Raw genomic sequence first — 20,484 nt, 5'->3', positions numbered from 1 at the left:
AAATTAGGTAGCGTGCGAACCATATCCCCCGCCTCCAGGTGTTTCAATTGTAAACACATCTCCCGGATTCATCTGTGCAACCGCAGTACTTCCCAATTCCTCTACCGTTCCATCACTTCGTTGCACATAATTTTTCCCTAAAGCACCCGTTTCACCTCTCTCCAATCCAAAGGGAGGAACAACACGATGACTCGATAGAATTGCCGCTGTCATGGGTTCCAAGAAACGAACCCGCCGAATTACCCCATTGCCACCATGATGATGTCCCTTACCGCCACTATTGGGACGAATGCAGAAATCTTCTAACAAAACCGGGAACCGCCATTCCAACACTTCGGGGTCAGTTAGGCGAGAATTAGTCATGTGAGTATGTACGGCATCTGTGCCATCGAAATCAGCACCCGCACCGGAACCGCCGCAGATGGTTTCGTAGTATTGATAGCGCCCATTCCCGAAGGTAAAATTATTCATTGTTCCTTGAGATGCGGCTAAGACTCCCAAGGCACCATACAACGCATCGGTAATGGCTTGGGAGGTTTCCACATTTCCCGCAACTACCGCCGCAGGATAGCGTGGGTTCAACATACAACCTTCGGGAATGATAATTTCTAGGGGTTTGAGGCAACCGGCATTGAGGGGAATATCGTCATTTACCAAAGTGCGGAAGACATACAAAACTGCGGCTTTGCACACGGCAGACGGCGCATTGAAATTACTCTCTAATTGGGGAGACGTGCCACTAAAATCAATCTTGGCGCTGAGGTTGTGGCGATCGATGGTAATGCTTACCTGAATTTGATTGCCATCATCCAGCTTAGCGGTGAAACTGCCGTCATTGAGAACTGCGATCGCACGACGCACGGATGCCTCGGCATTATCCTGTACATAACCCATGTAAGCGTGCACGATCTCTAAGGAGTAGTGCTGCACCATCCGTAGCAACTCTTGCACACCGCGTTCATTGGCAGCAATTTGCGCTTTCAAGTCGGCAATATTTTGCTCGATATTCCTGACTGGGTAAGTGCTAGAAGTGAGAAGTTCTCTCAATTCCTGTTCCCGGAAACGTCCTTGTTCAACTAATTGGAAGTTGTCAATTAACACCCCTTCCTGCTCGACGGTTGTACTATTGGGAGGCATAGAACCGGGAGTAATACCGCCGATGTCGGCATGGTGTCCCCGCGAAGCCACGTAGAAGAGTGGAAGAGTGGGAGAGGGGGAGGGTGCAAAGACTGGGGTAATCACCGTAATATCGGGGAGATGAGTACCGCCGTTGTAAGGGTTATTCAGAACGTAGACATCTCCCGGTTGAAGGGTATCGCCGTGTGCTTCAATTAAACTTCTCACGCTTTCGCTCATTGAGCCTAAATGCACAGGGATATGGGGTGCATTCGCAACTAACTGCCCTTGTTGGTCAAAGATGGCGCAGGAAAAGTCGAGACGTTCTTTGATGTTGACGGAGGAACTGGTATTTTGTAGCGTAATCCCCATTTGCTCGGCAATGGAACGAAATAGGTTGTTGAAGATTTCCAACAGGATGGGATCGGGGTTGGCACAATTGAACTGTCCCAGACGAGAGGAGGCTGAGGCAGAGGGGGAATCAGAGGTTGAACGGTTGAGAATGAGATGATTGCGATCGCTAAGTTCTGCCTGCCAGTTGGGTTCGATGACGTTGGTGCCAGTGGCTTCAATAATTAACGCAGGGCCAATGATACAGTCTCCCGGTTGTAAATTCTCTCGCTGATAGACTGGCGTCTCGTGCCATGCATCCGCCGTGTACATCTGAACGGTTGCGACGGGTTGCGCTTTGGCATCTGTCTGACGTTCAATGATCGGTTCTTCCGGGTTATACGTCTGTTTAACCACCTCAGCCGAAACCGCCTCAACAATCAACCCCTTCTCCGGTGCAATAAATCCATACTGTTGCCGATGCGCCGCCTCAAACTGCTGCTGCATCGCCGCAACAGTCCCAAAATCCACAATCAGCGCCGTATCCGTCCCCTCATACCGCAGATGCAGCTTGCCAAAAACTTGAAAATCCTCCTCCTCTTCTTCTTTGTTCTCTGTGTTCTCTGCGTCTCTGTGGTTAATTTCCTCCTTCCCCTCTCTCGCCAACTCCTCCAACAATGTCTCTAACTCAGACACCAACCCCTCATCTAACTTCGCCTCTACTGCCCGTTCCCGCAATACCCGGACATCCGCCAAACCCATCCCATACGCCGACAACACCCCCGCAAACGGATGAATAAACACCTGCTTCATCCCCAACGCATCGGCAATCAAACAAGCATGTTGTCCCCCCGCACCGCCAAAACAGCACAAGGTATACTCCGAAACGTCATACCCCCGCTGAAGCGAGATTTTCTTAATCGCATTCGCCATTTTCTCAACGGCGATCGCCAAAAAACCCGCCGCTACCTGTTCCGGTGTGCGATTATCCCCAATGTCCGCCGCCAATTGACTAAACTTCTGCCTTACCACGTCAGCATCTAACGGCAAATCGGCATTCGGGCCAAACACCTTGGGGAAAAACTCCGGTTGCAACTTGCCCACCATCACATTGGCATCCGTCACCGTCAATGGCCCACCCTTAGAATAGGACGCTGGGCCAGGATTTGCCCCGGCTGACTCTGGCCCCACCCGATACCGCGCCCCATCATATTGCAGAATCGAACCCCCTCCTGCCGCCACGGTGTGAATGGACATCATCGGTGTCCGCATCCGCACGCCAGCGACTTCCGTCTCAAAAGTGCGTTCGTATTCCCCGTTGTAGTGGGCGACATCGGTAGACGTGCCACCCATATCAAAGCTGATGATTTTATCGAATCCTGCGATCGCACTTGTCTGCACTGCCCCGACAATCCCCCCCGCAGGGCCAGATAAAATACTATCTTTCCCCTGAAACTGCCGCGCATCTGTTAGTCCACCATTGGATTGCATGAACATCAGTGTCACGGAGGCTGAAAGTTGCACGTTAGTCGGTTGAAGCGTCGTTTGGGCTATACCTACAGCCTGTAACCGGTCAACATCCAACTCTTGATCACCTTCATCCTGCAACTTGTCAACATTCAACTGACTCCCCACCCGATCCACATAGCGACGCAGAATCGGAGATAAATAGGCATCAACAACCGTCGTGTCACCCCGACTGACTAACTTCATCAACGGTGTCACTTCATGAGATACTGAAACTTGGGTAAAACCGATAGTGTGTGCTATTGTGGCTACCTCCTTCTCATGTGCTGGATAGCGATATCCATGCATAAAAACAATGGCACAGCTACGGATACCCGCCTCGTAAGCTTCCTGCAAAGACTGCCGAACTGTCTCAAGATTGACCGGAATTAACTCTTCACCCTGAGCACTGTAACGCTCCTCCACCTCAATCACCTGTTCGTAGAGCATTTCCGGTAGGATAATCTGACGGGCAAAGATATCGGGACGGTTTTGATAGCCGATACGCAAGGCATCCCGGAAACCTTGGGTAATCACTAAAACGGTGCGATCGCCTTTTCGTTCCAACAGCGCATTCGTCGCTACCGTCGTCCCCATCTTCACAACTTCAATCTGTTCAGCGGGAATCGGGAGTTCAGCCGGAATCCCCAATAAGTCTCGAATTCCCTGCACTGGCGCATCTGTATAGTGTTCCGGGTTCTCGCTGAGTAGCTTGTGAATCAATAACGTGCCATCCGGGCGTCGCGCCACAATATCCGTGAACGTCCCTCCCCGATCAATCCAGAATTGCCAGCGGTTATCTCCAGACGAAGATGCACTCATGGGATTCCTCAATAGCCGTTGAAGTATTTAAGCACATTGTTACAATGACGAGCGTGTAAATCATCTGGATGTTTTAATTTCTTCATCTTGAGATTGCTGAACCGCTCAACAATACTGCTCTCTCACTTATTCTCGTTCCATTCACTTTCAGGTAATGCCATACTTTACAAAATCTAACGAAATTAAGCTCAGAATTTCTGAGTATGCTCAAGCTGAAATCCTTTGGATAGATACAGAAGTCGCTGACTATAAAACCGATTCTCCCAGACTATCTTTAATTCAAGTTTTAGAGCATTCGACTCCTCTGAGTGGCGATTATCAAGCGCTGCTGACAATGGCAGAAAAAGTCTCAATATTAGATGTTCTCGATCAGCCCTCACTTATCGCTGAGTTCATCGAGCAAATTATGCTCAATCCTGCCATTGAAAAGGTTTTCCATAAGGCTAGCTATGACCTTAATTTGTTGGGAAAAAGCAAGGCTAAAAATGTTACCTGTACTTTTGAAATGGCTAAAAAAATTCCTTACTACCTTCTGCCTGTTCCTAATCACCAGCTCAAAACCTTAGCCGAGCAACTCTGTCATTTACCCCCATTGGACAAGACGGAACAAGGGAGTGATTGGGGGCGGCGTCCCCTCAGTGCAAATCAACTGCATTATGCCAAAATGGACGCTGTTTATGTGGCTCAAGTACACCATCGATTGTTGCAGATCAGTGAACCTGATCCAGCAACAGAAGATATCGAAGCACTTACTCTGAGGTATCGGCAAATTGAGCATCGATGGAAGCAGTTGGATACTGAAATGAGCCAACTTAAAGAACGTCTCAAGACAGCGATGGATGCACAAAAAGTTAAAGAAATCAAGGGTTTTAAGTTAACAAGTCAAAAGCGAACCACCAAAAAAGTACCCTTTAGCCCCTTGGCAAGAATGACGCAAGAGATGGGGATTGAGTTGGATTTATCGGTAACGCTGACCAAGCAACTTCAGAAGGAATTAGGAGATGCGATCGCACAGCTCCCAGTAGAAGAAGAAACCACAAATATTTTGCAGTTGAAAGTCACAGAGCAGGATGAAGAAGAATTACCCTTTTAACCCCAACATTAAACAAACATGAAGAATCAGGCTTTTATCTTTCATCCTTGAGATTTTAACTGTTAGTTCCCACTTGCGTCTGGAATGATTTTCCATTCTCTTGTAACAACCCATAACCCAATCTCCGCGAGAAATCCGTATGGCAGATGTTAATGGCACGATGATGCAGTATTTCCACTGGTACATCCCAGCCGATGGCACCTTGTGGGAGGAAGTTAAAAACAAAGCGGCAGACTTGGCTCAAGCCGGTTTTACAGCCTTATGGTTACCACCTGCGTATAAGGGTCAAGGCGGTGGGTATGATGTCGGTTATGGGGTTTACGATCTCTTCGATTTAGGTGAATTTAACCAAAAAAACTCAATACGCACCAAGTACGGCACACGAGAGCAGTTGATTGCCGCCGTCAAAGCCGTGCAGAATGCTGGAATGCACGCCTACGCCGATGTAGTCCTCAATCAAAAAGACGGCGGAGATAACCCTGAAACGGTCAAAGCACTACCCTTCAGCACAGATAACCGCAATTATCCATTGAGTGATTGGCAACACATTGAGATTTACACTAACTTTACCTTTCCAGGGCGTAGCGGTAAACACTCCAGTATGGAATGGCACTGGTGGCACTTTGATGCGGTTAACCACCGTAAGGATCGCTTGGGGGACAATAGTACGGTTTACCTCTTAGAGGGCAAAAACTTCGATAACTTCGTCGATTTGGAGAAAGGGAACTACTCCTTTCTCATGGCTTGTGACTTGGATATGGAACAGGAGCAAGTGCAGGGCGAACTTAAGTATTGGGGGGAGTGGTTCTTAAAGACGACGGGTGTCAATGGCTTCCGCCTCGATGCGATTAAGCATATCCCCTCCTGGTTTTATAAAGACTGGCTCAATCATGTGCGTCACCATGCACAGCAAAATTTATTTACCGTAGGTGAATACTGGTCAGACAACATTGCCGCGTTGCACTGGTATATTAGTGCGACAGAGGGAAAGATGTCGCTGTTTGATGTGCCACTGCATTACAACTTCCATCGTGCGAGTAAGCTGGGTGGATACTACGATATGCGGAACATATTGAACGGCACTCTGATGCAGCAGCAACCGGCACTCGCGGTTACCTTCGTGGAAAACCATGATAGTCAGCCGTTGCAATCGCTGGAATCTGTTGTTGAGTCATGGTTCAAGCCGTTGGCTTATGCCATCATCCTGCTGCGTCGAGAGGGCTACCCCTGCGTGTTCTATGGCGACTATTACGGAGCACATTACAAAGATAAGGGGCATGAAATCTGGCTGGATTCCCATCGCTGGCTGATCGACAAGTTCCTACATGCCCGCCAGAACTATGCTTATGGTAATCAGTATGACTACTTCGACGATCAAAACATCATCGGCTGGACGCGCTTAGGCAATCAAGAGCATCCTAAAGCCATGGCGGTACTGATGAGTGATGGGCCAGGGGGTAGCAAGTGGATGGAAGTCGGTAAGCGTAATGCGCTCTTCCATGACCTGACTGAGCATATCAAAGAACCTGTACACACCAATGGCGATGGTTGGGGCGAGTTCCGCTGCAAGGATGGGTCAGTTTCGGTATGGCTTGAACAATAGTCAGACTGACGCACAAGATAAGAAATCCCCCAAACTTGGAACTTCGGTCATCGTGAATTCCCCGACTTGTAGTAGACTTGCTGTTATTGCGCCTCTACAGGTCGGTTTTAACTGCCAATTGTGCCAGCGTCTAACCATGCTCAGTCATACCATTTGGGATTTAGGATTTGGGATTGGGAATTTCCACAGCCTTGGTAGTAGGGAATTTCAGAACTTGGAATGTGACCCATCCCAACTCAAAGGGTATCCATCAAAAGATAAATTTCGCCTACTCCAGACACTGGTCGTTCTGGGTGGAATGGCCGCTAGTGTCTGGGGTGCTGTTCCAGTCTTGGCACAAAGCACCTCGCCTCAAGCGAGTTCATCTTCTCCTGTCATCGTCCCTTTGCAGAAGGACGACTCTACCTCTAATGTTGACCCTCTGAGCACACCTGTTACTGATACTGTCATGCCTACCAGTGTCGCTCCCACTCCCTTCGCAACTCCCACGGGGACGGCACCAGAGGTATCAACTGCTCCAACAACTTTCAACACCGCCCCCTCAACGGCTCCCCTCCTGCTCACGCCAGAGGCATCGGCGGCTCCCCTCACCTTTACACTCACCCCCTCCGCCACGCCTACGACGCCTACAGCTACACCTACAGCAGTTCTCACACCCACCGAGGCTACACCTGTGGCAACTCCTGTCACCCCCACGCCCCCAACCGTGATTAATTCTGAGACTTCCGATTCCGTCCTCAGAACACTCACGATTCCGAACTCCAGCGGTTTTAATAATTCAGTTAATCAATAGGTTAGGAGTTTGCTGCTGTAAACTCTTGATCTGAGTAAAAATAGGGAACGGGGAATGGTAAGGATGAGTAAGAATTCCCAATTCCCCATTCCCCTGAACCAGCTTTTAACCTAGCTGGATTAGTGGGTGCCAAATTAGGCAACGTTTCTCCAAGAGGATTCGATTAATGGGATTGATCATTGCCACAGTTAACATGAAGGGCGGTGTTGGGAAAACAACCCTCACCGTAAACTTGGCTACTTGCTTGGCAAAATATCACGGAAAGCGCGTTTTAGTAGTTGATTTAGATTCACAAATTAGCGCCACACTGAGTCTAATGCCGCCTCAAGAGTTTGCGAAGGTGAGGAGAGAAAAGCGCACGTTGGGTCAGCTCATTTATAAAGAAATAAAACCAAATAGTCGGATTAAACGGACAACAGAAGAGGTTATTCAATCCGATATCTGTCAAATTCCAGAACTGAGTTTGTTACCTGGAGATATTGACCTTTATGATGAATATTTAGTCTCTGAGCTTCTTCACAAAAAAGCTTCTAATAATGATAATTGTGATTTTAGTGATGTTTGGAATGGCTTTGAAGAAGAATTAATAAAGGGGATTTTAGAGCCTGTCGTTAATGACTACGATTTTATTATTCTCGACTGCGCTCCGGGTTACAATCTTCTAACTCGAAGTGGCATTGTTGCGAGTAACTTTTATTTACTACCAGCTAGACCAGAACCTTTATCCGTTGTGGGAATTCAGCTTTTAGAAAGACGGATTGCCAAGCTGAAAAACAGTTACGGTGATGATAGCTGTTTTAACTCTCAATTACTCGGAATTGTGTTTATTTTGTCGAGTGGTGGTCTTTTCGACAGGTATTACAAACAGGTGATGCAGCGAGTTAGCGCAGAATTCAGTCCGGCTCAACTGTTTGAGAATCGCATTCCGATGGATGTCAATGTGGCTAAAGCGGTGGATAGTTTTATGCCAGCTGTTCTGGCAACTCCCAATTCTTCGGGTTCTAGAGCATTCGTCAAGTTAACTGAAGAATTTTTACAGAAAGTGGGGAGTTTTGATGGTCTCTATCCAACCTCTTCTGCTCCGATGAATTTGGTTAATCTGGAGTAATATCAAGTTCGGCTAAAAACCTATAGTTAGGGGAAATCAGGCGTTAGAAAGAGAATTATCATCTTCTGACTCCTGATTTTTTGAGAAATTAAGATTTTGCGATCGCTGTTTTACCCCATCATTTTGAATTTGATAGTCGTGTTGGTAGTGAATGATGAGATGTTGGGTTTCCTGCGTCAAGCTAACCTACGGCGATGAGCGATCGCACTACCTGCTAATCTCGCTAATTATTAATCTGGTTAACGAGCTTGTCTACTTCTTCATCTAGACCTTCATCATCTATCCAGGTGTGTGCCTCGCTGCAAATCCTAGTGTTAGATATTGATGAGGTTCTGAGTGAGGTATCTTCCCTGCCTTTATCATATTAAACGATAAGATTGCACAGTTATCGCTTTCAGGATCTTGCAATAAAGTATTTATGTCGTTGAGAGGAAAGCAAGCGAGGGCGCGGTTGGGTGAAACTACAGCATACAAATCTTGGCCTTCGTACTCAAGGCAAGCCCAATACCAACCAAATTCTCTGCAAACTGCATCTCCCCAAAGTGTTGCTAAGCTGAGAGCTGTATCAGTAATAGTTTCTGGATCATCAACAACATTACCGTTCTGTCGTTCTACCTGCCAAGAGTCGATAAACTCACCGACAGTTTTGATCGTTTCAGCAGGGGAAGAGTGATCGGATAGCGCGAAAGTAGAGCGACCATACACTATCCATTCTTCAATATCAGCTTGGACTTCCGGTCGGATAGGTTTCTCTCGATAGTTACTCATTTCGCTTTCTTCTCGCTCCTACCAAATTGAGATTTCACTTGCGATTGCGTGTAATTCTCTCATCCTGAAGTGAATCATCAGATGTTGGGTTTCCAACCGCCAACCCAACCTACGGTGATGAGCGATCGCATTATCAGTGGAAGTTTGAGAAAATGAATATATTCAACATCAGAGCTTCAAACTATGGTTCAAGTCTCTACTAAACCATTAACCCTGGCAGAGTTTTTGCAATTACCAGAGACCGAGCCTGCTAGTGAATACATCAATGGTCAAGTCGTCCAAAAACCAATGCCCCAAGGAAAACATAGCAAATTACAAGGTCGGCTGGTAACGGTCATTAATAATATTGCTGAAAAACCTTAGATTGCGTTAGCCCTTCCAGAACTGCGGTGTACCTTTGGTGGGCGTTCCATCGTGCCGGATATTGCTGTTTTTACTTGGAATCGCATTCCTTTAGATGAGGAGGGCGATATTGCAAATGTTTTCGCCGCTCATCCAGACTGGACAATTGAGATTTTATCTCCAGACCAAAACCAAACCAAAGTAACAAGCAATATTTTGCATTGTCTCAATGCGGGTTGCCAGATGGGTTGGCTAATCGATCCGGCAGAGAAATCTCTGCTTGCCTATCCGGCTAATCAACAACCCATCTTTTTGCAAGAGTCAGAGCAGTTACTCCCAATTCCAGATTTTATTGCAGGCTTAAAGTTAAGCGTTGGCGAGTTATTTAGCTGGCTGAAACCAGGTAATATTTGAAACACCTATTCCAGCAGAGGGAATAGCGTTTTTGCAACTTGGAGATGCACCTATGCCCTTTCTTTATAAGAGTGAGTTCCTAGCGCAGGTCGTCGCCGTATTGCTCAATTAAGGCTTCAAACGTCAGTAACTTAGGCGACGTGTAGATTATTGCAGGAAACCAATGATTCGACAAACTGATTTTGTCGTCTGAGTGTAGGTTTTGGTAGGAGCTAGCGCCCCTTGGGCGCTAGCTTAGCTGATCGCTTCGCAAACCAATAGCTGTGTTAGTAACGAAGCGATCGCTCTTGTTGAGGTGTTTGATTAAGGGAGTCTCCGAAACACTGGATTGACTCCGCAGAGTTTTTGGCACAATCAAGTTTAGAAGACTTGCCAAAACCAATCAATATACATCGCTGCTTCAGGTTCCATTAGATGCGATGAAGGAAACAATGTACATTGACCTTTCAAGCTAGTATCTATTCTCTAGTTGTTAAAAACATCCTTGATGCCATCAACAGCGCGTTCAATAGCATTCTTTGTATTGTCTACTGCTTTCTCCGTCCGAGCTGCATCTTCATCGGCTCTTTGCTCAATGCGATCCCTATCTCTCTTGGCTTTGCGTTCAACGAAACTATCATTCTCATCCGTTGCTTGGTCAACGCGATCGGCATTTTTATTTGCAGTTTCCTTAACCTTATCTTTCGTATCTTCGATGAAATTTTTGGCTCGTCCAGCATCTTCACTCGCTTTCCCTTTAACCTGATCGCTCGTGCCTGCTGATGCGATCAAGTTTGCAGTAGGAGCAGCTATTGCCGCAGTGTTGGAGAAAAACGCACCTTGCCAAACCAAGGCAAACGCTGACAGGCAAAACAGAGTTGTAGCTATCCAGCGTCCTACAAGGGAAAGGGGTTTCGTCAAATAATTCAGTTTCACAGAATACAATCTCCATCAGATTTAGCTTTCTATTTTTACTTCATCTAGCTCATGGATCAAATCGTTCCTCAGAGAGGTTCTTTCGTCATAACTGGTTGCACAAATTCACTAATTTGATAGATTGAATACGGCGGTTCCCTTATACGTCATACTTTCCCTTCCCCACCAATTTTATTTTCATCCGGTAAAAGGGGGCGTGGTTTGTGGGTTCCGCAGAGGGAGGCGTGGTCATGCGGGGATTTCTGCTGGGGCGATCGCTTACCATTGTGGATGGCACTTGAAAAGAGCGAGCTGCTATGCTCTTCTCGCTGCCGCTAGCGCACTGGTGCCTACATCCAGGTAAAACCAACCTACGCGATCGCACTACTGTAGGTTGGGTTGACGCTTTTATTACCCAACACACCCGTTAAATTATTAAAACTATCTCCCTCTTACCCATCCTGAAAAAGAATTGATGGGTCATATGATTAAACCTTTGTTACTAAAAATACTCCAACAGAAATCATTACACAGCCAGCGGCCATGTTCATTCCTTTTCTTATTGGGGAACTAATAAGTAATCTAGCTTTATCCGCCATGAATGCATAACCAAGTTTTACGCCGCCTACGGCTACTGTAGTAATTGCTATGATGAGGCCGGTGTCAAAATAAGATATTTTTGAAATATCAAGAAAAGCTGGAAAAAAACCAAGATAAAATAAGGTTGCTTTTTGATCGCCTAATGTAATAAATAGCCCAGTCAGAAAACTGGACATTAAAGAGGATTTAACAATCTCCTCCGTCTTTATATCCTTGAATTTTGACCTACATAGCCCTATTCCCAACAATATAAGATAAGCGCCACCAAGGTATTTTATTAGGACAAATAGGCTTCCCATCGTTTCAGCAAGAAGCGATAAACCCCAGATGGCTATTATTATGAAAATGATGTCACCAAGAACTATCCCTAGGCTGGTGAAAATACCATGAATAAATCCAGATGTAGCGGATCTTGTGGAGACAGCCAATACACTAACGCTGGGAATAGCAGCCAGAACAACCATGGCACTGAATAATGCAACAATACTGCTAAATGTCATACTGCTTGACTCCCGGCATAACAATTATTGGAGTGGCTATAACTTTTAGGTCGCAAAAACTCTGAAAGGCTTATAGCTTAAGCGATTTTATGCCAATTCAGCAGCTTAGGCAATGTATAGCTCATTGTAGGAAACCAATGCTGCGACAAACTGATTCTATCCTCTAACTGTAGGTTTTGGTGGGAGCGATCGCTCCACGAGAACAAGTGGGTTTCCTGGGCGGGCGATCGCACCAGTACCTACTTACAGCCAAACACAACCTACGCGAACGATAAATCTTTCCCTTCAAACGGCGAGGTGGTTACAACCAAATGGCTCAACTACCAACTGCTAGATCGATCGCATACCTGCCACTAACCTAATAAGTAGAGATTTTGCCTCTTTAGGAAGTGACGCTGTTAGCATCCTTAGTCTATTAATGAAAGCAGATCCAAGAATCGACAGCAACTAGCGTGAGGAGAGGCACGATGAGCCGCCAAATTGTTGATGAAGCCTTACAAGATTATCGATCGCATTTGGACAAATTACTCCACAACGTCCATCGTCTAGCTGCTGACATCAACCATGCTGAGCTACGAGAAACCATTGAGAACCTTAGAAAAAATATCAATGAGCCTTTTCTATTTGTCGTAGTCGGTGAAGTGAAAGCAGGCAAAAGCAGCTTCATTAATGCTCTCTTACAAGCAGAGGTCTGTGAAACCGATATTGAACCCCGGACTGATTCGATTCAGCAAATCGTTTATTCTGATGAACGATTTGTCCAACCAATGGGACCAAACTTAAGAAAGATTGGCTTACCCCTTGAGATTCTCAAAGATATCTCGATTGTTGATACACCTGGAACCAATACTGTTATCCAGGAACATCAGATTATTACAGAACGATATATTCCCAACAGCGACCTAACCTTCTTTGTGTTGTTTGGCAAAAATCCGTATCAGAAAAGCGCTTGGGATTTTCTAGATTTTGTCAGTGCCGAATGGCGAAAAAAAGTTGTTTTTATTTTACAACAAGCTGACCTGCTAAAATCAGCCGATTTAGAGAGAAATATTGAACGAGTTAAAGAATATGCCAATCAAAAACAGATTAAGTCTCCCATAATATTTGCAACCTCGGCTGAGCGGGAACTAAATCATGAAGAAGGCAGCGGATTCAGTGAAGTTAGAGACTATATCAAAGATATGGTTTCTAGTGGGGAGAGTTATAAGATTAAACTGCGATCGGTTAGCGGAACCACTCAAAAAATTATTGATGCACTCGCGGGTGACATTCGGGCATTAGAACTTCAGCTAGAGACAGATAAGCGAACAACAGAAAGCATCAAACAGAAAATTGAAGCGGGTAAGACGCGATCGCGCTATGAAATTGACAACCTTGTAGATAGACTCGTCGGACGATACGACAGTATTTCAACCCGAATTAAACGTGAGTTTCGAGAAAGCCTAGCGGTATTTACCGTAATTCGGCGATCATTTGCTGGCATCTTCAATAAACAAGCCTCGATGCAGGCATGGATTGATGAATTTAAAGAACGCTGTCAGCGAGACTTGAAATCCTCACTTGAAGAGGTATCGAATGAAGGCGCACAGCACTTTGTTGATGGAGTTCGTCAACTCCTTGAGGGATTGACTCAAGACCTCAATAGCATCCAAACCACTCAAATTCAAAGTAGCAGCATTTCACTCAAAATTCTAGAACGTCGTCAAGAAGTCATTGAAAGTGTCAAATGCAAAGTGAATCGGCTCTTTAGTGAGCAAGGGCTGATCCAATCCTTGTCTTCCAATGCCGACAACATGGCTGCCGAAATTGTTGGAGGAGCGTTTGTTGCCGTTGGTGGGATGATTTTACGGATTATTGAGTTTACGGTTGCAGAAGCAATTCTAGATGCGATCGGGATTGCCTTTGCAGGTATCGGTATTGTGGTGTTCGCCGCTGGTATAGTATGGCAGAGGAATCAAATCATTCGTCGGTTTGAACAAGCGTTGGACAATGAGAAAGATAGGTTCAAAGCTGATGTGACCGATCGCTTAAATCAGAAACTTAGCCTCATCTACGAAGAAGTTGAGCGGATTTTTGTGCAATTCCATGACTACGTGGAACGGGAAGAACAAGAGATTGAACCCATTTTAGATAGATACAAAGCAATCCAAACTAATGCTCAGACGGTTTTTAGCGAAATAGAAACTAAATTAAGGTAGCGATTTGTGGAATCCACGCCCGATCTAGAGGATTGTCAGAACGGATTGAATTAATTTTTCTAGATGTTCCTCGCAGAATCTCTCCGCTGCTTTTCGTGACATCCCTCTCTCAATGGCATAAGTCTCGAAGGCATTGTAAATCATTGCTTCGGCAATTTCCTGCTCGTCTTCTGCAAGCGCCCACCGAAGTTCGATACATCCTCTAATAATCAAATCAACTAACTGCTTCTCTTGTCTTAGGTCAGAAAGAAGCTGTTCCGCGATAGTTTGATCGGGGTGTTTACTCATCAATCTGTACTTGGAGAAAGTCTTCTGTGAGCTAGCTTGTTGGTTGACAAACTATAACTACTGTTTTGGGAAAGTAGCGATCGCCTTTATTCGTAGTGTGCTTGGCGCAATCGCCTAACTTAATTGTGCCAAACGCTCATTGCGATCGCCGATCTTGTACGGTGCGTTAGGCTATAGCTAATTGGATGAAGGGAGCGATCGCCTTGACCCTACACTAAGAAGAAGTGCGATCTGAAGATCTCCTCTCGCTTGCGCGATCGCACAGCGCCTATATGCAGCCAAAACCAACCTGCACCGGCGATCGTAACGGTGGAGTACATAGGGAGGAAGTTATCCTGAAAGAGTAGTGGTTTCTATATCTCAACTATGAGTGTCCTCATTTCTGACGAAACCCTTCGCGCCTGCCAAATGGAAGCAGTCGAATTTAAGCAAGAAATTGCGCTACTGCTATTTCAAGCAGGTCGGCTAACGATTGGTCACGCCAGTCACCTTGCCCAGATGCCACCTAACGCCTTCCGGGAATTGCTCAAACAGCGCCACATCCCTTTGTATGTTTACGATGTTGAAGACTTCGAGCTAGATCTAAAAAATCTGCGGGGATTGGGTCGGTTGTGATAGTCATTAGTGATACTTCTGTCTTCACGAATCTGGCGGCAATCGGACACCTTCACTTGCTTCAACAGCTTTACAATCGCATCTTCATTCCAACTGCCGTTTACCAAGAATTGACTGTCGATCCGCCTGTTCCTGGAACTGTTGAAGTACAGTCTCTTCAATGGCTTGAGGTTCGGTCTGTTAGTAATCGTGTAATGGTTGAGCAATTGCAAAATAGAGCGCAACTCGATCCAGGTGAATCTGAAGCGATCGCTTTAACGCTGGAAATCAATGCTTTATGCAACATAAAGTCTATTCAGAAAGAGGTGAAATTAAATGAGTGATAATCGACGGGTAATTCATGCTGAACCAACTAAAGAGTTATTCATATACATGTTGGTGCGAGATATCCCGCTTATTCGGGCGATTGTCGATCTTGTGGATAACTCAGTAGATGGCGCAACACGCTTACAGAGCAATCAGAATTATGAAGGGCTTTGGATAAAAATCTTGGCTAACAAACAGTTCTTTAAAATTGAAGATAATTGCGGGGGAATAACTGTAAAAGAGGCAGAGGAGTAGGCTTTCAAATTTGGCAGAGCAAATGATGCAGAAGCAACACCAAAATCAATTGGAAGATTCGGAATTGGAATGAAGCGGTCTTTCTTCAAGATAGGGAATAAATTTACAGTTGAATCAACTACATCTAATTCAAAATTTGTAGTTTCGGAAAATGTAGAGGAGTGGAAAAGGAAAGACGAATGGACATTTGAATTCCAAGGAGAAGTTCAAGAAGGTGGTGAATACGAAGCCAGGGACATTGGAACTCGAATATTAATTGAAGAATTGCATGAAAGTGTGGCAGATGACTTAAAATTAGAAAATTTTTTGTCCCAATTAAGGGAAGAATTAACAATTGCATATTCATTAAAAATAAAGAAGGGTTTAAGTATTAGCCTAAATGAGGTAGATATCCATCCAAATCCTCTTAACTTTCGTAGTTCGGAGAACTTACAACTTATAGATATGTAGGTTTTGGTTCAACTTACTTTAGTGACTTCATTTTTTTTCACAAGTCTTTACATATTGAAGACATGATAAGTATAGAAAAAGACAAAGATGCCAAAGAGCGTTTTGAATATAATAAACCTTTTGGGTGTATTAAAATCGAGTACGGAGATTCCTATGACGTTCTGCCTAAACTTCCATGGAGTAAAAAATCAATTGTATGGCTTGATTATGATAGTCCACTAGAAAAAACAATTTTAGATGACATTGATATCGTTCGCAAGAGGAAAAGCTTAATTATAAACAGATTTTTAACTTTCGTTATGCTGACGGTTCTCGCATGTTAACAGTCGGATGGCTTGTTTTTGAACAGAGCTACTGCAATGTAGCTGAACAATGTAATTTTAGTAAGTATTTCAAGGTAACAGAATCAGATAATCCTTATGAAATAGAGGTGCCAAATCTTACACTTAAGGAAATTCAGTATTTAGATAGCCAATTGCCTACAAATGATTGCAATGCCGTAGCTCGAATCTGTATCCCCCTCAAGGATGTTAAACGCTATGCAGAATTGTATAAGTACTTTCCTTCCTTTGTAGAAATGTTCATGTAGGTACATTGACCTTGCTGTATGTTCAGTTAGGACGGTCGAGGTGTGCGAACTAGACTCGATTGTTTCATAACGAAGCGATCGCTCCCAAAATGACCGAAGATCCCCGACTTCTCTAAGAAGTCGGGGATCTAATCTCTCCGGCTACTCGTCCAGCAGTAGCCGTTTAAAACCAATGCTATTGGGCAATTTATAATCTGCTAAAAACTGCTGATAAGTTAATTCTCCCTCAATCAGTGTTTCGAGTAACTCTGTCTTGGGTAACGTTCCTCTGCGTAATCCTGCATATTCCAAATAACTTGAAAACTCCCATTCTCCAGCCTGCTGCACCAGTCCTACTTTCACCGGATTGAGATGGATATAGCGTGAGAGATTAACCAGATAATCGGTTCGGTCAACGTGGATACTTTGAAACCGCCCCTGAAATAATACCCCAACCCGATTGAACCGTTGATTAATAGCTTTTGTGTAGGAGAGTGAGAGCGATTTCATGGCATTAGACAGGGTTTCATCTCTCAGGTAAACCAAAAAATGGTAATGATTGGGCATGAGACAGTAAGCAACAACATCTACTCCATTACTTGTGAGATGCTGCCTCACTAATCGCAGAAAATAAAGATAGTTCTCTCGCTCGAAAAAAATCGCTTGGTGATTCTTCCCCCGATTGTAGATATGGTAAAAGTTCCCGGTCTGAAGTGGAATCCGTCTTTCGGGCATGGGTAGGAGTTACAGAACGTCTTTAGTAGTGTTCCCGCAGATCCCCGACTTCTTAAAGAAGTCGGGGATCTCAACCCACGAGTAAAGTAAAATTTTCTTTACACCCCGCATCTGCTCACCCCCTTCACCCCATGCTCTGCGACTACCTGGTACAAATCCTGACGGCTCGTGTCTACGATGTCGCGCAAGAAACGCCCCTAGAATACGCCCCCAACCTCTCAGCACGACTCAATAACAAACTCCTGCTCAAGCGGGAAGATATGCAATCCGTCTTTTCCTTCAAACTGCGGGGTGCTTACAACAAGATGGCGCAACTGCCGCCGGACTTGCTAGCACAAGGCGTCATTGCTGCATCTGCCGGGAACCATGCTCAAGGAGTCGCCCTTGCCGCCCGTCAGCTAGGAACACAAGCGATTATTGTCATGCCAGTCACTACACCTCAGGTGAAGATAGATGCCGTCAAAGCCCGTGGGGGAGAGGTGGTGTTGCAGGGGGATACCTACGATGATGCCTATGCCTATGCCCGTCAACTGGAAGCAGACAAGGGCTTAACCTTTATTCACCCTTTTGACGATCCGCATGTGATTGCCGGACAGGGAACCATTGGGATGGAAATTCTGCGGCAATACCAGCAACCCATCCATGCCATTTTTGTAGCAATTGGGGGTGGTGGATTGATTGCCGGTATAGGGGCGTATGTGAAACGGTTGCGCCCCGATATCAAGATTATAGGTGTTGAGCCAGTGGATGCCGATGCCATGAATCAATCGCTCAAAGCAGGGAAACGGGTGCGATTGCCTCAAGTGGGCTTATTTGCTGACGGGGTAGCGGTGCGGGAAGTGGGGGAAGAAACCTTCCGCCTATGTCAGGACTATGTCGATGAAATTATCCTGGTGGATACCGATGATACCTGTGCCGCGATTAAAGACGTGTTTGAGGATACGCGATCGATTTTAGAACCAGCCGGAGCACTTGCGATCGCAGCCGCTAAAGCCTATGCAGAACGAGAGCAAATCCAAGACCAAACCTTAATTGCCGTTGCCTGCGGTGCTAACATGAACTTCGATCGCCTCCGCTTTGTGGCAGAACGGGCAGAATTTGGCGAACGCCGCGAAGCCATCTTTGCCGTCACGATTCCCGAAGAACCGGGCAGTCTCCGCAAGTTCTGTGACTGTATGGGCAAACGCAACCTCACCGAGTTTAACTACCGCATTGCTGATGAAAAAGAAGCCCATATTTTTGTCGGTGTGCAAATCCAAAACCGTGCCGACGCGGCAAAGATGGCTGAATCCTTTGAAGCTTGTGGATTCAAAACCCTTGACTTAACCGATGACGAACTGACGAAACTGCATCTGCGGCACATGGTGGGCGGACGTTCTCCCCTCGCTCATCATGAATTACTCTACCGTTTTGAGTTTCCCGAACGTCCTGGTGCATTAATGAAGTTTGTCGGTTCCATGAGTCCCAACTGGAATATTAGTCTGTTTCACTACCGCAACAACGGGGCAGATTATGGGCGAATTGTAGTGGGAATGCAGGTGCCACCGCATGAGATGGAACAATGGCAGGCTTTTCTCGATACACTGGGTTATCGCTATTGGGATGAGAATAAGAATCCGGCTTACAAGCTGTTTTTGGGGTAGTGCAATCACACGTTTGCCATGTTCTTCAACAAAGTTTTGAATTCGATTCATCCCTTTTGTCCAAAGTCTAAAAGGGAATCTTGTCCAAATTTCGAGCGGTTTGAGAACGATCTCAGTACTGGCAGCCCGATTTACGGTGATGCACAGCCGTCATCCCCGTAGACTGTATCACCTTACCATTGTCAACAACCGCATAAACCAGCCAGTGGTCGCCGCAATCCATCCGACTCTTAACCGTGCATTCCAAATAAGCAAGGGCGTCATTGATAATCGGACAGCCGTTTTCAGCTTCCTGCGTATCTAAACCCGCAAAGCGGTCTTCTGCCGGAGCAAAGGGCTTGAGGAAGTGCCGCCTCACGTTCATCCCCTCCTTCAAAATATTCAAGACAAACTTATCTCCCGTATGACTTAGAGACTCCACCGCCCGATCTTTGGCTACGGCAATAGTCAAACCAGGGGGATTAAAACTCGCTTGCGTAACCCAGGATGCAAGCATGGCGCTACTCACCTCGCCGCGCTTGGCAGCTAACACGCAAAGCGAACCGACAACTTGCCCTACCGCTTGTGCGGTACGGTCAATTTGGGAGTTACTAACCGGTTGCGAGGGGGTGCGGAATTTCTTGGACTTTTTCAACGACTGAGCAAAATCCGTCCCCGCTTCTTTGCACTGTTGCAGGGTGAGATCATCGGGTTTGAACTTGACCCGAATCGTGTCAAAGCCGAGGCGATAACCCGCATCTTGGAGTTTGCTTTCAATCTCATCAACCGCTTCCCCACTCCAGCCGTATGAACCAAAAACACCCGCTAACTTGGTTTTGGCAGCAGTGGAGAGGACAGTTCCCAAGGCGGTTTGTACTTGGGTCGGCATATGTCCCCCTAGAGTAGGAGAACCGATGATAAAGCCATCGCATTTTTGCACGGCGGCTTCAATTTCTGCCGGAACGGTGAATTCGCAGTTAATCGTTTCTACACCAACGCCTGCCTTGGTGATGCCTTTTGCGATCGCTTGCGCCAGCGTTGCCGTATTCCCGTAAGCGGATGCATAAATTAGTGCGACTGTCAAGTCTTGCTCTTTCTGCTGCTGGCTCCACGTCCGATAGTCGTGGGTGAGTCGGCTGAGGCTGTAGCGTACAACTGACCCGTGACCGGGAGCATACATCTTGGCTGAGAAAGCCGCCAATTTATCAAGGGCTACTTCCACCTGCCGGGATTGAGCCGCATGGAGGCAATCATAATAGAAGCGTCGGTCTTCATCTAAGCCTTTCCAGTTGTCATCAAAAACTTCATCGCCGTAGACATGGCAACCAAAGAGTTTATCGGTAAACAGGATACGAGTAGCTGGGTCGTAGATGCAAAGTCCATCGGGCCAGCGTGGGGTGGGAACGGAGATAAATTAGACCTGTCCGAAATATAATCCGCACCCCAAAAAAATGGTAGAACAGTCTTTTCACCGTCTACCAACATGAAAAATCCTTTTCATTATATCCAGCAGTACCCAAAACGCACCAAGCAACTGCTGGGGATTAACCACGAGCAA

Annotated in this window: 16 protein-coding genes and 3 pseudogenes; 11 read left to right on the top strand and 8 right to left on the bottom strand. The window is 45.9% G+C overall.

What is annotated here, in order from left to right:
* Positions 1-3: 3 nt before the first annotated feature.
* Positions 4-3,774, bottom strand: a complete 3,771-nt coding sequence (locus NDI48_07525; GenBank protein MEP0831058.1) for a hydantoinase B/oxoprolinase family protein — start codon at positions 3,772-3,774, stop codon at positions 4-6.
* Between the two features lie 154 nt (positions 3,775-3,928).
* Between NDI48_07525 and NDI48_07520 the strand changes: the two genes are divergently transcribed.
* From NDI48_07520 to NDI48_07505, 4 genes are all read left to right on the top strand, one after another.
* A complete protein-coding gene (locus tag NDI48_07520) occupies positions 3,929-4,867 on the top strand; it encodes a ribonuclease D (protein MEP0831057.1) in 939 nt (312 codons plus the stop codon).
* Positions 4,868-5,006: 139 nt separating this feature from the next.
* Positions 5,007-6,470 (top strand): alpha-amylase, encoded by a 1,464-nt coding sequence (locus tag NDI48_07515; protein ID MEP0831056.1) that lies wholly within the window; start codon positions 5,007-5,009, stop codon positions 6,468-6,470.
* Positions 6,439-7,263: a hypothetical protein gene (locus tag NDI48_07510; GenBank protein MEP0831055.1), complete on the top strand. Its 825-nt coding sequence runs from the start codon at positions 6,439-6,441 to the stop codon at positions 7,261-7,263. Before NDI48_07515 ends, NDI48_07510 begins: the two co-directional genes overlap by 32 nt.
* A 166-nt stretch (positions 7,264-7,429) precedes the next feature.
* The gene (locus tag NDI48_07505; protein ID MEP0831054.1) at positions 7,430-8,371 is read left to right on the top strand and encodes a ParA family protein; all 942 of its coding nucleotides are present in this window, start codon (positions 7,430-7,432) and stop codon (positions 8,369-8,371) included.
* A 36-nt stretch (positions 8,372-8,407) separates the two neighbouring features.
* On the opposite strand, the gene NDI48_07500 is transcribed toward NDI48_07505, so the two are convergent.
* Positions 8,408-8,551 carry a hypothetical protein gene (locus tag NDI48_07500; GenBank protein ID MEP0831053.1) on the bottom strand — a complete coding sequence of 48 codons (144 nt, stop codon included), beginning with the start codon at positions 8,549-8,551 and terminating at the stop codon, positions 8,408-8,410.
* Between the two features lie 99 nt (positions 8,552-8,650).
* Positions 8,651-9,139 (bottom strand): hypothetical protein, encoded by a 489-nt coding sequence (locus NDI48_07495; GenBank protein MEP0831052.1) that lies wholly within the window; start codon positions 9,137-9,139, stop codon positions 8,651-8,653.
* A 183-nt stretch (positions 9,140-9,322) separates the two neighbouring features.
* Here NDI48_07495 and NDI48_07490 point away from each other — a divergent pair.
* Positions 9,323-9,895, top strand: a pseudogene (locus NDI48_07490) (Uma2 family endonuclease).
* A 465-nt stretch (positions 9,896-10,360) separates the two neighbouring features.
* On the opposite strand, the gene NDI48_07485 reads toward NDI48_07490, so the two are convergent.
* A complete protein-coding gene (locus tag NDI48_07485; protein ID MEP0831051.1) occupies positions 10,361-10,810 on the bottom strand; it encodes a hypothetical protein in 450 nt (149 codons plus the stop codon).
* Between the two features lie 467 nt (positions 10,811-11,277).
* Positions 11,278-11,889, bottom strand: a complete 612-nt coding sequence (locus tag NDI48_07480; GenBank protein MEP0831050.1) for a LysE family translocator — start codon at positions 11,887-11,889, stop codon at positions 11,278-11,280.
* A 467-nt stretch (positions 11,890-12,356) separates the two neighbouring features.
* Here NDI48_07480 and NDI48_07475 point away from each other — a divergent pair, with 467 nt between their 5' ends.
* Positions 12,357-14,087, top strand: coding sequence for a dynamin family protein (locus NDI48_07475; protein ID MEP0831049.1), 1,731 nt, complete (start codon positions 12,357-12,359; stop codon positions 14,085-14,087).
* Positions 14,088-14,111: 24 nt separating this feature from the next.
* On the opposite strand, the gene NDI48_07470 is transcribed toward NDI48_07475, so the two are convergent.
* Positions 14,112-14,375, bottom strand: coding sequence for a hypothetical protein (locus NDI48_07470; protein MEP0831048.1), 264 nt, complete (start codon positions 14,373-14,375; stop codon positions 14,112-14,114).
* 366 nt (positions 14,376-14,741) lie between these two features.
* On the opposite strand from NDI48_07470, the gene NDI48_07465 reads away from it, so the two are divergent.
* From NDI48_07465 to NDI48_07450, 4 genes and pseudogenes are all read left to right on the top strand, one after another.
* The gene (locus NDI48_07465) at positions 14,742-14,990 is read left to right on the top strand and encodes a UPF0175 family protein (GenBank protein ID MEP0831047.1); all 249 of its coding nucleotides are present in this window, start codon (positions 14,742-14,744) and stop codon (positions 14,988-14,990) included.
* Complete coding sequence (locus tag NDI48_07460; GenBank protein MEP0831046.1) at positions 14,987-15,313, top strand: hypothetical protein; 327 nt, start codon at positions 14,987-14,989, stop codon at positions 15,311-15,313. Before NDI48_07465 ends, NDI48_07460 begins: the two co-directional genes overlap by 4 nt.
* A 49-nt stretch (positions 15,314-15,362) precedes the next feature.
* Positions 15,363-16,001 (top strand): annotated as a pseudogene (locus NDI48_07455) (ATP-binding protein).
* 62 nt (positions 16,002-16,063) lie between these two features.
* Positions 16,064-16,324 (top strand): hypothetical protein, encoded by a 261-nt coding sequence (locus tag NDI48_07450; GenBank protein ID MEP0831045.1) that lies wholly within the window; start codon positions 16,064-16,066, stop codon positions 16,322-16,324.
* A 407-nt stretch (positions 16,325-16,731) separates the two neighbouring features.
* On the opposite strand, the gene NDI48_07445 is transcribed toward NDI48_07450, so the two are convergent.
* Positions 16,732-17,304, bottom strand: a complete 573-nt coding sequence (locus NDI48_07445) for a transposase (protein ID MEP0831044.1) — start codon at positions 17,302-17,304, stop codon at positions 16,732-16,734.
* Between the two features lie 131 nt (positions 17,305-17,435).
* Here NDI48_07445 and ilvA point away from each other — a divergent pair, with 131 nt between their 5' ends.
* Complete coding sequence (gene ilvA / locus NDI48_07440) at positions 17,436-18,947, top strand: threonine ammonia-lyase, biosynthetic (protein ID MEP0831043.1); 1,512 nt, start codon at positions 17,436-17,438, stop codon at positions 18,945-18,947.
* A 112-nt stretch (positions 18,948-19,059) separates the two neighbouring features.
* On the opposite strand, the pseudogene NDI48_07435 reads toward ilvA, so the two are convergent.
* A pseudogene (locus tag NDI48_07435) lies at positions 19,060-20,349 on the bottom strand (diflavin flavoprotein).
* Positions 20,350-20,484: the final 135 nt, after the last annotated feature.

It is taken from the genome of Microcoleus sp. AS-A8, assembly GCA_039962225.1.
Taxonomy (GTDB): domain Bacteria; phylum Cyanobacteriota; class Cyanobacteriia; order Cyanobacteriales; family Coleofasciculaceae; genus Allocoleopsis.
This window is presented reverse-complemented; position numbering and strand designations above follow the sequence as displayed.